The sequence below is a fragment of the Planococcus massiliensis genome (genome assembly GCF_000821325.1).
In the GTDB taxonomy this organism is placed as follows: Bacteria; Bacillota; Bacilli; order Bacillales_A; family Planococcaceae; genus Planococcus; species Planococcus ruber.
Genome location: NZ_CCXS01000001.1, coordinates 1,714,936 through 1,727,388, shown reverse-complemented (window position 1 = coordinate 1,727,388; position 12,453 = coordinate 1,714,936). Strand labels below are relative to the sequence as shown.

Genomic DNA, 12,453 nt, shown 5'->3' with positions numbered 1-12,453 from the left:
CCCTGCTTTCTCTCATCAATTTCCGAGTTCTTCTGCCAGCCCCACCAAGATCCCTTCAGGTCCCCGAACATAGCAAAGTTGGTAAGATTCTTCGTAACGAACCACTTCCCCTTCCAGCTTCGCCCCTTTCCGGGTCAGCCGAGAAACCAGTTCATCCAAATTCTTTACCGTAAACATGACGCGCAAATAGCCGAGCGCATTCACCGGGGCCGTCCGGTGATGAGAAATCACTGCCGGGCTGATAAACCGCGAAAGCTCAATCCGGCTATGGCCGTCCGGTGTTGCCATCATCGCAATTTCGACAATTTGCGAATCCAATCCGGTTACACGGCCAGCCCATTCCCCTTCCACAGTCATGCGCCCTTCCAGTTTCAAACCGATTTCGTCAAAAAACGAAATGGCATCATCTAAAGATTCGACCACAATCCCGACATTGTCCATTCTCTTTAATTCGCTTTTACTCATGGTTCCCGCTCCTTTTTGAAAGAGTTTAGGTTGTCCATACGCTTAAGATCGGTCTAACCCATACTTTTTTATTAATAAAATCCATTTAAGAATTGTATGTGTTGACTTCTTCTTTACTTTCTATTAATCGGACATGATTGATGTTGCTCCATAACAAATCCGTTGAGTGGTGAAGTCATGCGATTCAAGATATTGACCCAGCCGTTTTCCTTTTTGTTCAACTAATAAGTTCGTTATTTTATTGCGTCGTTCAGGATTCATCTTTTTCTCCTTTAAGAAACGTGCCTAATATTCTTTACTTCGAAATTCGATTGAGTTTATATCAATTTTCCATTCCTTTTTAAACTGCTTGTATCTCCAGCATTCTAGAAAAAAGAAACCGAGCAATGCACCGCCTGGAGCTGAATAAGTGACAGGACCGCCAATTAAAATAACACTTAATAAATATCCCGCTAACATCGTAATCAGGAAAAGAATAATATTCGATTTTTCTTGTTTGAGAAATGCTGCTTTCAACTTCTTTTCCACCTCACATCGGTATTATTACAGATCTTGAAGAGGCTTAATTATTTTCAGCGATTTTCTTCAACTCATTAGCGCGATTTACGATAAATCGTTTCATGTATTTTTCCAAAAATACTTTATCCGCTATGGTGCCAAGAAGCCCAAGTGGAGAGCAGTAAACAAAACGGTCTTTCATAACCGTGCCATTCTCTTTTACGACAAATTCATGAGTATGCGTAAATGAGTGAAAGACACCTTTAACCATCACATCTGTAAATCGGTAGGGCCTCTCAAGTTCAATAATCTTAGCCGTGAGTTTTTGCTTGACTCCTAGATGAACTGCCTCCCACGTCACTTGGTCGCTGTTTTCCATTAGTCCTGACTTCACACCAGCAACTGCTCGCTCTTTTGATTTGGCGGTTGTTTTCATGTGAATGTCTACATCACGAGCAAGGTCAAAGCACACTTCAATTGGCGCATTGATGAAAATTTCATGAATAATAACCGGCATAAAAGAATCCCTCTCTTTCAGGGGAGTGCCTAAAAAAACCTTCCTTTTAAGCTTTAGTGTACAAAAATGAAGGTACAAGTATTCTAAATCATTGGCTTCGTTCCTAATATTCCGTGACAATGATGCCTTCCATATTATCACCGGAAATTTCATAGGAGCTGCCCTTTTGAACGCGAATGTTCTCAGCTTCCGAAACCGGATAATAGCTGATGAGATAGTTTTTATCGTTTACCGTCGCGGAAATGCGCTTCTCGTTTTTTAAATAAACTAGGTATTCTTCTAACACAAAATTCTTTTCTTTCATAATAACACTATGAGGCAATCCCACATACCGGATATGCCATGGTTCATATTCGATGCCGGTGACATCCGTTTTGTCTTTCGGATAGCGCAGGATGAACCCGTATTTCCACGAGTTTTCTTCGATCCACTTTCCTTCCGGCGCTTTTTCCATCTTCATCTCCGTACTTCCAACATCGAGCGAGAGCCCAAGGTGGTGTTCGCTGTGCCCTGCAGGCAATGCAAAAGAAGAGCCCATCTCCTCATAGAGCGCTTCTTGCTGGGAAAAACTCCGATAGCCGCTCGTCATGACGAAATTCGAAACGCCATCCGTTCGAGCTGCCGCCATCATTTCCACGAACCTATTCGCAATTTCTTTTGAAAGGACGAGCTCTTTCTCAAAGATTGAAAAGCCTTCAACGAGTTCCTGCTGATTTGCAAGATCTATTAAGTCTTGTTTGATCCCTTGCTCTTCAGCGGCATATTCCCGGTTGACCAATAATAAGTCGCCTGCATGCAGCTGATTTGCGTTCACTTCCACCTCTTGAAGTTCCGCAGCTCGCTTGTCCGTTTCATAAGAGCTGATTTGGCTCTCTAATTCAATATCCAGACCCGGCGAATAAACCTGGCCTCCAATGAAAAAAAGACTCATACCCAGTAACAAAAATCCCCATTTCTTCATAGCTCCGTCTCCTTTTATCCTTCTTTAAAGAAGAATAACGAAAAGATATGAAGGAAAAGCATAGGGAATTCTTAACGTTTTCTTAAGTTTCCTGGACTGAATCAAGAAATCCAAGTGTACGATAGCTTACTTGCTTCGATTAGCCGTATGAAATGAACAGGAGCGGATATGGTCATCAACCATGCCTATGGCCTGCAAAAATGAATAAGTCGTTACAGGCCCGACAAATTTGAATCCGCGCTTTTTCAGTTCTTTGCTGATTTGGATGGATAAAGGGGATTCGGCAGGCACCAGCGTTTCGGTTTCCCAATTGTTAACGATTGGTTCAAAATCAACAAACTTCCACAGAAAATCCGAAATACTCCCAAACTCTTCTTGAATTTTCAACGCGGCTTTCGCATTGGTGCGAACCGATTGAAGCTTCGCTAAATGTTTAACGACAGGAAAATTTTCTTTAATGTCTTCCAGTTCTCCATCACTCAAACCAGCACAATAGGCCATATCGAAGTGATGGAATGCTTCCTGGTAAGCTTCTCTTTTGCCTAGAACGATGCTCCACGACAGCCCTGCCTGCGCTCCTTCCAGCGTCAGCAATTCAAAAATATAGCGGTCATCCCGGCTTGGCCGGCACCATTCTTCATCATGATAGGCCCGCATCAGTTCGTTTGCCTGCGGCCATTGGCATTGTGGCATAGGATTCCTTCCTTTCTTTGATAGAAACTATGTTGCGATTGGCTCCACTCTAATTGTATTGCAGTGGCGGCAGAAGTAAAAATTCAGCACCATCTCCCCGAATAAAAATGGTACGACCGTAATTAGTTCACCTTCAGTGGCATCTTCGCCAATAGAAGCAATATAATCCATCTTGCCCTTACAAAATCGGCAAATAAATTCTTCTTCCTCCCCGTCGGTTAATTCGCCTCCAAAAAGCCGCGCCACGTAAAGTAATCCGAGTTCATCAAAGACTTCATTTCTTTTTTCATCGCTTGATCTTTTGGAAAGGATGCCTTTCTTAGACAAAGGCATTAAATGGACTTCAACTTCCGGCAGAGGCACTGGCAATTGATCTTCTTGCTCCATCACCCACTTTGCTTCGTCATCCTGCTCCAAATTGCGTATACGCTTTTCTTCTATTTTATATAATTGAGTACTCCAGCACCCTGAGCAATTTAAGCAGCTGACTAAAGGCAAGTTTGGAATGGCTGTACCAAGGTTTTCAAAAATCGGATCGGTAAGATCAAAAGTCAACAATAGCTGCACTTGCAGGCCGCAAGTTGGACAAGGGAGCGATTCAATTGATTGCCCGCCAAAAAGATGCCGGTAGCTTCCTTTCCCCTCGATAACTTGATACCCTTTTCTTTGCAAGTTTTTTCTCATCGCTTTTCCCCTTTCCCTTATTTCATCTCTGCTTTTTACAAAAATAAGGACCAAAATCAGTTTCATGCGTTTTAACGTAAGTCCAACTAAAATCAGAACTGACTATGTAGACATCTGCCATTCCAGCCCCTCGGTTTAAAATATCCGACGTTTTTAAATCTGCCACCCGGTTAATCTTTAAAACGTCCGTCTTTTCTTGATAAAAGAGGTAGCATTGCTCTTTCTTCTGTTTATTAAATGCAGCTAAAGCTTTGTCTCCCGTCACCACTTCCACTTTTTCATAGCTAAATATATGCCAGAACATTTCATGAAAATGGATTTGATCCTTTTCAGACCTTGAGAGGTTTTTGGCAAATACCTTTTCCCATGTTTTTCTTATTTCAATGGCGTCGCTTTCCGTTAACAATTCAACTTGTATTTCTTTGCCTTGTAGTAAATCCTTTTGTTCCAATTTGTTAGACTTTTGATTTTTCTTAGACATATGGCTCAACTCTTTCTATTTTAGGCACCGTGCCCCACTCAATAAGTCGAAGTGCCTCCCATGATTTTTGAAGCAATCTTGGTGCAAGTTTCCATAGGTAATTGCTCTTCAAACCGAGCAACAAAAAGATATTGAATCGCATTTGCCAACTCTTCGACAGAATTTATTCTAAAAGACAGCCTGGTGATCTCTCTTATTTCACTTTCATATTCATCAGTTGGAGAACCCATAGCCCATAAACCTACAGGATCCCATTCATCCACAATATTCTTAATCACAGTGAAGGCATGTTCATAGCTCCTCCTGTGTTTCAAGTTCTGCTTATGATTCTTCTTGCTCAATAGTACACCCCGTCCATTTTCAAAGCATTAACTTCATGGTCTGTAATGATTAAAAACATAGATTCATGGCGAGCAAAAATAGATCTGGTGTTGTAGTCGAAGGAGCCCGGATAATCCATCACTTTACCGGTTGTTCCAAATTCCCAAACAATAAACTGGTTTTCTTTTAGAAACACACCAAGTTCATGGGTAAGCGCAAAGGCAATGACGTTTCCGGTATCAAAAGGTGCGGCAAGCGCTTTTTGTTTTTTTAGCTGCGCATCCAAAAAGAGCAGTTCGTTGCTTTCCGTCCTAAATCCCAAGCATGCGTAAGGTTTATAGCGAGCAAAAAGCGGATCGTACAAAAGCTGATTTTGAACGGCGATATCATAATAAGATTCCAACTGCTGGAAAGGCGCAGCATAATTTAATCGATTTTGTCCATTTCGATTGCCAAAAACGCCCTCATCGCCGTAACTGCACAGCACCCCTTGCTGATAAGGCATCAATTCAAAAATAAACGGGCCGACTTCACAATCTGAAACGAATTCTCCCGCCAAGGTATAAAACGATAGGGTCCTATCATTCAAGAGACAGAAATGCTCTTTCGTAAAGCGGATCTTCGAATGGCCGGTCGAACCTGTCATAATTGTTTCACCGTTCAATTGAACAAGGTTTTCGCCTTTTCCTTTTAGCAGCACCAAGACTTGGCGGTTTTTGCAATCAGCATCAATAATGGGCCATTTCTCGCTTTCGAATAGCATGTCTTCCTGTAATTGCATTGAGTTCATTTCCTTTCGCCTTGATCTGATGATCGCTGTCTTTCCAATATACTAAGCAAGGCTAGAGAACGCTAGCAATTTAAGGAAATCTTTTCATCGGTATGTTAAGTTCACCCAGCCTTTCCTCGCCTGCGCAGTTGAACATTCCTGTAAGCAGGATTTTTCTTTATTTTCGAGAAGTTAACAGTATGTAAAATTGGCATCGGCATAGCAAGAGACTAAGCGAAAAGGAAGCGTAGCCATGACTTTACTTCAACCAATCCCACAGAACCAAGCAAGAGAAATCAGATCCAGTCTAAAAGCAGATTGTACGCAGTGTTTCGGCTTGTGCTGCACGGCCCTGAACTTGATTGCTTCAAACGATTTTGCCATCAATAAACCTGCAGGGATTCCGTGTCCGAATTTGCAGAAGGATTACCGTTGCCGGATTCACAGCGAATTGCGCGAAAAAGGATTTAAAGGATGTACCGTTTTTGATTGCCTTGGCGCTGGCCAAATGATTGCGCAGACTACTTTCGGTAGGAACAGCTGGCAGAACCAGCCGGAAAATGCGGAGAAAATGTTTAAAGCTTTCCCTGTCATGGAGCAATTGTTTGAAATGATTGCTTTTACCGCCGAAGCCCTTTCTTATAAAAGCAATCCGGTGCTGCAGCAAGAACTTACCAAGCAATTGGATCTGCTGCAAAGGCTGACGAAGCTAAGCGCAGATGAACTGCTGAACTTGGACTTGATTGGCTATCGTCATCCGGTCAAAGAGCTATTAGTGAAAGCCAGCCGCGAAATTCGTAGACGGGCCGTTCCGGTTAATGGAAAACGGAAACTTGAACAGCCTGGCGTTGATTGGATGGGCAAAAATTTGAAGGGCAAGGATTTGAGGGGAACGAATCTGAGAGGGGCTTATTTGATTGCAGCTGACTTAGCAAAATCGGATTTACGCGCTGTTGATTTTATCGGAGCCGATCTGCGGGACGCTAATTTATGCGGAGCAGACTTATCGACCAGCCTGTTTTTGACGCAGATGCAGATCAACTCAGCGAAAGGCAATCAACAAACACAATTGCCCGTTCATTTGGATCGTCCGTTTCATTGGAAGGATTAGCAATCACTCGATTTCAATAAAAAAGGACGATCACCGCTTTAAAAAAGCTAAGCAATCGTCCTTTTAAATTTGCAATCTACTGTTTTCTATTCTTCTAATTCCATAGTCCGCTTCATCCTTAAACGATAAATATAAACTAAGGGAACCAAGCCGCAAACGCATAAGATGCCGCCAATCAAAAAGCCATCAGCCCAAGCAAATCCAGGAGTCATCGCAGTGAGAACAACCACTCCTGCCGCGATAGTAATTGTAACGATTAATCCGATCGCCAAAGATTTTTTCGGGCTGCGTTTTTCTCTTTCATGGTCCACGCTTGTACTCATAGACACATACGCATAGACTACCGTAGTCAGCATAAACACTAACCAAATCGGATTCTCCCGCATCCCCTCAAGGCCGCCCTGAATCAGTTCATATCCCAGTATCAATAATATTCCAAGCGTTTGGACCACATAAGCAATTCGGATATGTTGGAGATTCTTCAAAATTAAGCGTTCATCTTTTATTTTTTTCATTCAAACTCCTCCTTTTCCACCCAAAAGATCTCATCCAGACTCGCATCCACTGCGTAGCAAATCAATAAGCACAGTTTCAATGAAGGATTGTATTTCCCTTTCTCGATTAAACTTACCGTCTGCCTCGTGATTCCGACTGCATCCGCCAATTCCTGTTGGGTCATTCCGGCTTTTACGCGGCCAAGCTTCACTTGATTTTTCATGATCCAACCTCCATAAACTGATTGTAACATATAAGTTCCATTTAGTAATATATATGTTACATTATTCGTTTTATCATCAGCTGTGAAAATACATTTTGACGGTTAAAGTTTACTTTAATATCACAGAGGTATTTATGACGTATACCAGGAGTTTCCATACAAGAAAGGATGGTACACATTGAAAACGGTAAAGTTAGGCCATAGCGATTTAGAAGTGTCAGCGATTGGATTAGGATTGATGGGGATGTCCCCTATTTACGGACAAGTGAATAACGAAGAGTCGATCAAAACGATCCACCGTGCTTTGGAATTAGGTGTAACATTGCTGGATACAGCGGATGTCTACGGCAATGGGCATAATGAAGAATTGCTGGCGAAAGCGCTAAAAGGCCGACGCGATCAAACCGTCATCGCCAGTAAGTTTGCGTTCGGCCCAAATTTTCAAGGCATCAATGGCCATCCCGATTATGTGAAGGAATCCATTGATAAAAGCTTGAAGCGGTTAGAGGTCGATTATCTCGATTTGTATTATCAGCACCGTGTAGATCCGAATGTGCCGATCGAAGAGACAGTAGGAGCGATGGCAGACTTGGTGAAAGCCGGAAAAGTGCGGGCGATCGGTTTATCAGAAGCGTCTCCGGACCAAATCCGCCGTGCCCATGCGACGCATCCGATAACGGCCGTGCAAACCGAATATTCGCTTTGGAGCCGGGACGTGGAAACGGACGTTTTTCCGACGGTCCAAGAACTCGGGATCAGTTTTGTCGCCTACAGCCCGCTTAGCCGAGGATTTTTATCGGGCGAATTAAAGAAATTTGAAGACTTCGATGAGAACGACGGGCGCCGGAACCTTCCCCGTTTCCAACCCGAAAACTTCGAAAAAAACGTGGAATTGGTTGAGAAAGTGAAAGAACTGGCTGCAGATAAAAATTGTACGCCTTCCCAACTAGCCATTGCCTGGACCATCGCCAATGGCGCTTTGCCGATTCCTGGCACAAAACGCATCAAATACCTCGAAGAAAATGTCGCTTCGCTTCAAGTCGAATTGACAGCCGATGATTTGCAGCGCATTGATGCCCTATTGCCGAAAAATTCAGCGGTTGGAGACCGTTATTGACTTCTTATACGAAAGAAGAAAGACCCTGGCTACTCATGCCAGGGTCTTTCTCATGTTTTTCTATTATCTTTCTTCACTCATAAATGGATGAAAAATTCATGATTCCAAATAACGCAATCAGCAAAGCTGGAATTAACTGATCATTCATCAGCAATTAACTTATTCGCCAGGCACTGCCACAGGTGCTTCTACTGGAACTTCAACCGGCTCTTCTACAGGAGCTTCAACCGGTGCAGAGAAGTCGAACGGCACAGCCAATTCTTTTTCATAGTCATCGATGATGAGCTGCCCTTTTTTGCCAACCAGATCCAAGTTGCCCAAGTTAAAGGTAGCGAATAGGCGATCCTTAGAGAACGAAGCTGTAGTCGGCGTGAACTCAAATTCAGAACCATCTTCAAACTGCACCGTAAAATAGAAGAGGTCCGCTACATCCTGCGCGCGGAATTCGCTTGGGACAGCCTCTGTCAGTTTTACTTTGACGGATGTACTGCCAACGAGTTCAGCTGACGCCGCTTCAGGGAAATAGAACGATTCCATGACGAAAGAAATGGTGTTGTATAAAAGGTTCGCGAAATCGCCGCGTGTAATATTGGTGTACGTGCCATAGGAAGTGGCGGTCTTTCCGTTTGTGATGCCGGTGCCGTAAAGAGCGCCGATGTACGGTGCAAAGACGCCGCCCACATCGGTAAATGGTGTGTCTTCTTCAAATTCTTCCAGTTCAAACGCTGCGACCAATAGTTTCGCCATCGCGCCGCGTGTCAGGATGTCATTCGGCTTAAACTGTGTTTTGGTGACGCCGGAAACAATGCCGTATTCTGCTAAGCCGTTGACAGCGCCGCGCACCCGGTTATTCAAATCTGTAAAGCCCGCATCCGGTGCGGATTCTGTGTCTACCCCAACGGCATTCGCTAAAATGACCGCTGCGTCTCCACGCGTTAGCTGCTGGTACGTGCCAAATTGTGTGGCGCTTTTTCCGTTGATGATTTCGTATTCGTACAAGAAGCTGACGGCTTCGTCATAGCGCGGTCCGACGTCGCTGAAAGTGTGGGTGGATGATGCGCTGACAGGTGATGCAACTGCGGCTACAGCCACGACGGCTGCGCTGGCAGCCATAAAAAGGTTACGGTTGTTCAATTGGATAATCCCCTATTCTCTATGTGATCTCGCTACTCTGCTCCGGGTTTATTGACTGGTTTTTCCTGTTCCGTCGTTCGAAATAAGCGGTACCAAATTAGTATAGCGGGATTCCTTGGAAAAACAATCCTACTTTAGGGATTAATTTCACTAATTTAGCTTCTACACCGAATCGCAGAATATTCCTGCTTTTCGGGATACCCAAAACTTAAGATTGGCGTGTCCTGATACGCCGTTTTTCTAGTATGTAGATGGAAACAATTGAAGTTGTGGAGCTTCCGTTTAAATGACAGAGCCTGCAAGCAAATTGTTCACTTTTTATGGCCGCCGATCAACCGGGTCCGCGCAATGGCTGTTCCAGCTTCGGTTTTCGAAACAGCCCGAAAAATGGCTGCGTAGCCGTACCGGTTCCGGATCTCGTCCATGGCGGCCGCCAGTTTTCTCCGTTCCCATTTCCGCTTTTCAAACAGGCTCAGCTGGACGGAAGATTCGCTTTCGAGTTTGCTGATGGACAAATGGATTTGGCGAACCGGCAAGTTTTGATGGAATTCATGGAACAAGTCCTGGCACACCCGGTAAACTTTCATCGTATCGTTGGTGGCTTCATGGATGGTCCGGGAACGGGAAAAGCCTCCGCCGAAGGCCGATTTGCTGTAGCCGACGCCCAGTTGAATCGTCCGCCCCGCCATTCCCGCGTCCCGCGTCCGTTTGCATACGTCCTCGCACATTTCCAAGATCACCGTGAAGATGTCTTCGGTTTTCACGTAATCCCGGTACAGAATCTGCCCTTTTCCGTAGCTGATCTGCCCCTCGACAAGTGGTGCACCGAGTTCTGAAAAATCGATGCCGTTGGCGTGCTGGTACAATTGATGGCCCATGATGCCGAATTTCTCTTCCAATCGCTTGAGATCCGCCTTCGCCAAATCGCCGACCGAAAAAATGCCCATATGGTTGAGGTTGGTTTCCATCCGGGAACCGATTCCCCACATTTTGCTGAGCGGGGTGACAGGCCATAATTTCTCCGGGACATCTTCCATTTCCCAGTGCACCACGCCTTTCTTTTTCGCCTCCAAGTCAAGCGCCAGTTTCGCCAGCAGCATGTTCGGCCCGATGCCGATCGCAGAAGGCAGCCCGAATTGGCGGTAAATGGCATCCTGGATATCCACCGCAATTTCCTCCGGGCTGTTCCACTGATTCAGAATGCCCGTGAAATCGATAAAACTTTCATCGACGCTGTAGACATGGATGTCTTCGTGCGCCACATATTGGCCCAGTAAATCCGTGATCGCCATCGAGATTTGCAGGAAGAAATGCATTTTCGGTTCAAGGAGCTGGATGCGCGGGTCATCCGGAATTTCAAAAAGGCGAGTGCCGGTTCTGACGCCAAATTCCGTTTTCATGCGCGGCGAAGCCGCCAAGACCACGCTGCCTTTGCGCTCCTGATTCCCCACCACCGCAATGCAGGCCTGCATCGGATCTTGCCCCGTTTCGACAGCGAGGCAGCTGGCATAGAAGCTGCGCATATCGATGCAGGCAATCACCCGTTTTCTTCCTGAATAACCTGTCATTTGATCCACCCCTAAAAGAACACTTGTTCTTATTCTATACCACGGATTTCAAGGGAACAATCCTTCCGGATAAATAAATTTTACTGAATGAAGGGGTAGGGTGAGCGACTGATCAAGTAACTGTCTCCTTCTCTACTGAAAAGTAATGATTAGAATCGATACTATACAATCAAGCAGATCCTTTGTAATATAAAGAAAACGCTTTCGCGAAAAGGAGAATGTCCGATGTCTAAGACCGCTCTATTAATCGTTGATGCTCAAAATGAGATGTTCGATCCTGCCAACCCTGTCGATCAAAGCGAGAAACTGCTCGAAAATCTGCAGTCCCTTCTTCAAAAAGCACGGTCAGCTAAGGTTCCGGTCATTTATGTGCAGCATAACGATGCCGGGCTCGTAAAAGGCACGGATTTCTGGCAAATCCATTCCTCCCTCACGCCGGAAGAAGGCGACGTCGTCATCCAGAAGTGGGCTGCGGATTCCTTCCAAGAAACTGAGCTGTTGGAAACTTTGAAAAATGAAGGCATACAGAAACTCGTAATAGGCGGAAACCAGACCGAACATTGCATTGCTGCGACGACTCGCCGTGCGAGCGATTTGGGGTTTGATGTAGTTCTTGTGAAAGATGCCCATGGTACGTGGGATTCTGACGACTTCACCTCCAAGCAAATCATCAACCATCAAAATGAATTATTGAGCCATTTCGCCACTTTACAAGGAACAAACGAAATCACGTTCGAACAATAGCTGCCTGTCAAAAAAAGTTGCCATTATTAAGGAGGATTTTAGTTGTTTAAATATGTAATTTTCGATGTGGATGGAACGATTTTGGATACGGAACGGGCCATTTTAAAATCACTGGACCAAGTTTTGCGAGAAGAAGGCCATGCGTATCCGATAGAAGAATTACGTTTTGCGCTGGGCATCCCCGGACAAGAAACCTTAAGAAAACTGAAAGTGAACGATATGGAGCGTGTCCATTCAAAATGGTCGCAAGCCGTATTGGAATTTTCGCATGAAGTAGAGGTCTTTGAAGGCTTGCGAGAAGTGATACAGTCATTGCCGGTAATCCCGGTTCGAACAGGAATTGTCACGTCAAAAACAAAGCAGCAATTGGCAGATGAATTCGAACCGTTTGGGTTAACTTCTAATTTTGAACAGATCGTCTGCGCAGATGACACCAAAAATCACAAACCGCATCCGGATCCGTTATTGCTTTGTTTAGCGAAATTGAACGCGCCTCCAAACGAAGCTATATATATTGGCGATTCGGTCTATGACATGCAATGCGCTAAGGAGGCAGGCGTGAAATTCGCGCTTGCGTTATGGGGTGCGAAGCGGCGAAAAGGATTTGAATCCGCTGACTACGTATTGGCGGAACCAAAAGATATGTTGCAATTACTTAACGAGTGATTAGCC

The 12,453-nt window shown here is 44.7% G+C and carries 17 protein-coding genes; 4 read left to right on the top strand and 13 right to left on the bottom strand.

Going from position 1 to position 12,453, the window contains the following annotated elements; genetic code table 11:
* Positions 1 to 15 precede the first annotated feature (15 nt).
* The 9 genes from BN1080_RS08470 to BN1080_RS08430 form a co-directional block, all read right to left on the bottom strand.
* Positions 16 to 465 (bottom strand): VOC family protein, encoded by a 450-nt coding sequence (locus tag BN1080_RS08470; protein ID WP_052651637.1) that lies wholly within the window; start codon positions 463 to 465, stop codon positions 16 to 18.
* Between the two features lie 285 nt (positions 466 to 750).
* The gene (locus BN1080_RS08465; protein WP_052651636.1) at positions 751 to 981 is read right to left on the bottom strand and encodes a hypothetical protein; all 231 of its coding nucleotides are present in this window, start codon (positions 979 to 981) and stop codon (positions 751 to 753) included.
* 46 nt (positions 982 to 1,027) lie between these two features.
* Positions 1,028 to 1,480, bottom strand: a complete 453-nt coding sequence (locus BN1080_RS08460) for an SRPBCC family protein (protein ID WP_052654495.1) — start codon at positions 1,478 to 1,480, stop codon at positions 1,028 to 1,030.
* Between the two features lie 103 nt (positions 1,481 to 1,583).
* Positions 1,584 to 2,441 (bottom strand): M15 family metallopeptidase, encoded by an 858-nt coding sequence (locus BN1080_RS08455; protein ID WP_052651635.1) that lies wholly within the window; start codon positions 2,439 to 2,441, stop codon positions 1,584 to 1,586.
* A gap of 126 nt (positions 2,442 to 2,567) precedes the next feature.
* Entirely contained in the window at positions 2,568 to 3,134 is a 567-nt protein-coding gene (locus BN1080_RS08450) for a DNA-3-methyladenine glycosylase I (protein WP_052651634.1), read from the bottom strand.
* Between the two features lie 27 nt (positions 3,135 to 3,161).
* Entirely contained in the window at positions 3,162 to 3,818 is a 657-nt protein-coding gene (locus BN1080_RS08445) for a hypothetical protein (RefSeq protein ID WP_052651633.1), read from the bottom strand.
* Between the two features lie 22 nt (positions 3,819 to 3,840).
* Positions 3,841 to 4,299: a DUF4275 family protein gene (locus BN1080_RS08440; protein WP_052651632.1), complete on the bottom strand. Its 459-nt coding sequence runs from the start codon at positions 4,297 to 4,299 to the stop codon at positions 3,841 to 3,843.
* Between the two features lie 38 nt (positions 4,300 to 4,337).
* Positions 4,338 to 4,640, bottom strand: a complete 303-nt coding sequence (locus BN1080_RS08435) for a DUF1871 family protein (protein ID WP_052651631.1) — start codon at positions 4,638 to 4,640, stop codon at positions 4,338 to 4,340.
* Complete coding sequence (locus BN1080_RS08430) at positions 4,637 to 5,401, bottom strand: hypothetical protein (protein WP_052651630.1); 765 nt, start codon at positions 5,399 to 5,401, stop codon at positions 4,637 to 4,639. The genes BN1080_RS08435 and BN1080_RS08430 overlap by 4 nt, the downstream gene beginning before the upstream one ends.
* Positions 5,402 to 5,642: 241 nt before the next feature.
* Here BN1080_RS08430 and BN1080_RS08425 point away from each other — a divergent pair, with 241 nt between their 5' ends.
* Positions 5,643 to 6,500, top strand: coding sequence for a pentapeptide repeat-containing protein (locus tag BN1080_RS08425; RefSeq protein WP_052651629.1), 858 nt, complete (start codon positions 5,643 to 5,645; stop codon positions 6,498 to 6,500).
* Between the two features lie 86 nt (positions 6,501 to 6,586).
* Here the strand turns inward: BN1080_RS08425 and BN1080_RS08420 are convergent, their stop codons facing one another.
* Both BN1080_RS08420 and BN1080_RS08415 read right to left on the bottom strand, forming a co-directional pair.
* Entirely contained in the window at positions 6,587 to 7,015 is a 429-nt protein-coding gene (locus BN1080_RS08420) for a hypothetical protein (protein WP_052651628.1), read from the bottom strand.
* The gene (locus BN1080_RS08415; protein ID WP_052651627.1) at positions 7,012 to 7,218 is read right to left on the bottom strand and encodes a helix-turn-helix transcriptional regulator; all 207 of its coding nucleotides are present in this window, start codon (positions 7,216 to 7,218) and stop codon (positions 7,012 to 7,014) included. Before BN1080_RS08415 ends, BN1080_RS08420 begins: the two co-directional genes overlap by 4 nt.
* Positions 7,219 to 7,396: 178 nt before the next feature.
* On the opposite strand from BN1080_RS08415, the gene BN1080_RS08410 reads away from it, so the two are divergent.
* A complete protein-coding gene (locus BN1080_RS08410; RefSeq protein WP_052651626.1) occupies positions 7,397 to 8,335 on the top strand; it encodes an aldo/keto reductase in 939 nt (312 codons plus the stop codon).
* A gap of 159 nt (positions 8,336 to 8,494) precedes the next feature.
* On the opposite strand, the gene BN1080_RS08405 is transcribed toward BN1080_RS08410, so the two are convergent.
* Both BN1080_RS08405 and BN1080_RS08400 read right to left on the bottom strand, forming a co-directional pair.
* Complete coding sequence (locus BN1080_RS08405) at positions 8,495 to 9,469, bottom strand: S-layer homology domain-containing protein (RefSeq protein WP_234398949.1); 975 nt, start codon at positions 9,467 to 9,469, stop codon at positions 8,495 to 8,497.
* Between the two features lie 311 nt (positions 9,470 to 9,780).
* Complete coding sequence (locus BN1080_RS08400; protein WP_052651625.1) at positions 9,781 to 11,037, bottom strand: Y-family DNA polymerase; 1,257 nt, start codon at positions 11,035 to 11,037, stop codon at positions 9,781 to 9,783.
* A 225-nt stretch (positions 11,038 to 11,262) separates the two neighbouring features.
* Here BN1080_RS08400 and BN1080_RS08395 point away from each other — a divergent pair, with 225 nt between their 5' ends.
* Both BN1080_RS08395 and BN1080_RS08390 read left to right on the top strand, forming a co-directional pair.
* The gene (locus BN1080_RS08395) at positions 11,263 to 11,781 is read left to right on the top strand and encodes a cysteine hydrolase family protein (protein WP_052651624.1); all 519 of its coding nucleotides are present in this window, start codon (positions 11,263 to 11,265) and stop codon (positions 11,779 to 11,781) included.
* Between the two features lie 42 nt (positions 11,782 to 11,823).
* On the top strand, positions 11,824 to 12,447 hold the full coding sequence (locus BN1080_RS08390) for an HAD family hydrolase (RefSeq protein ID WP_052651623.1): 624 nt from the start codon (positions 11,824 to 11,826) through the stop codon (positions 12,445 to 12,447).
* Positions 12,448 to 12,453: the final 6 nt, after the last annotated feature.

Coding starts and splice junctions, on each gene's coding strand:
- BN1080_RS08415 (WP_052651627.1), bottom strand. CDS start 7,218: ATGAAAAATCAAGTGAAGCTTGGCCGCGTAAAAGCCGGAATGACCCAA.
- BN1080_RS08420 (WP_052651628.1), bottom strand. CDS start 7,015: ATGAAAAAAATAAAAGATGAACGCTTAATTTTGAAGAATCTCCAACAT.
- BN1080_RS08460 (WP_052654495.1), bottom strand. CDS start 1,480: ATGCCGGTTATTATTCATGAAATTTTCATCAATGCGCCAATTGAAGTG.
- BN1080_RS08445 (WP_052651633.1), bottom strand. CDS start 3,818: ATGAGAAAAAACTTGCAAAGAAAAGGGTATCAAGTTATCGAGGGGAAA.
- BN1080_RS08455 (WP_052651635.1), bottom strand. CDS start 2,441: ATGAAGAAATGGGGATTTTTGTTACTGGGTATGAGTCTTTTTTTCATT.
- BN1080_RS08450 (WP_052651634.1), bottom strand. CDS start 3,134: ATGCCACAATGCCAATGGCCGCAGGCAAACGAACTGATGCGGGCCTAT.
- BN1080_RS08425 (WP_052651629.1), top strand. CDS start 5,643: ATGACTTTACTTCAACCAATCCCACAGAACCAAGCAAGAGAAATCAGA.
- BN1080_RS08395 (WP_052651624.1), top strand. CDS start 11,263: ATGTCTAAGACCGCTCTATTAATCGTTGATGCTCAAAATGAGATGTTC.
- BN1080_RS08400 (WP_052651625.1), bottom strand. CDS start 11,037: ATGACAGGTTATTCAGGAAGAAAACGGGTGATTGCCTGCATCGATATG.
- BN1080_RS08470 (WP_052651637.1), bottom strand. CDS start 465: ATGAGTAAAAGCGAATTAAAGAGAATGGACAATGTCGGGATTGTGGTC.
- BN1080_RS08440 (WP_052651632.1), bottom strand. CDS start 4,299: ATGTCTAAGAAAAATCAAAAGTCTAACAAATTGGAACAAAAGGATTTA.
- BN1080_RS08430 (WP_052651630.1), bottom strand. CDS start 5,401: ATGCAATTACAGGAAGACATGCTATTCGAAAGCGAGAAATGGCCCATT.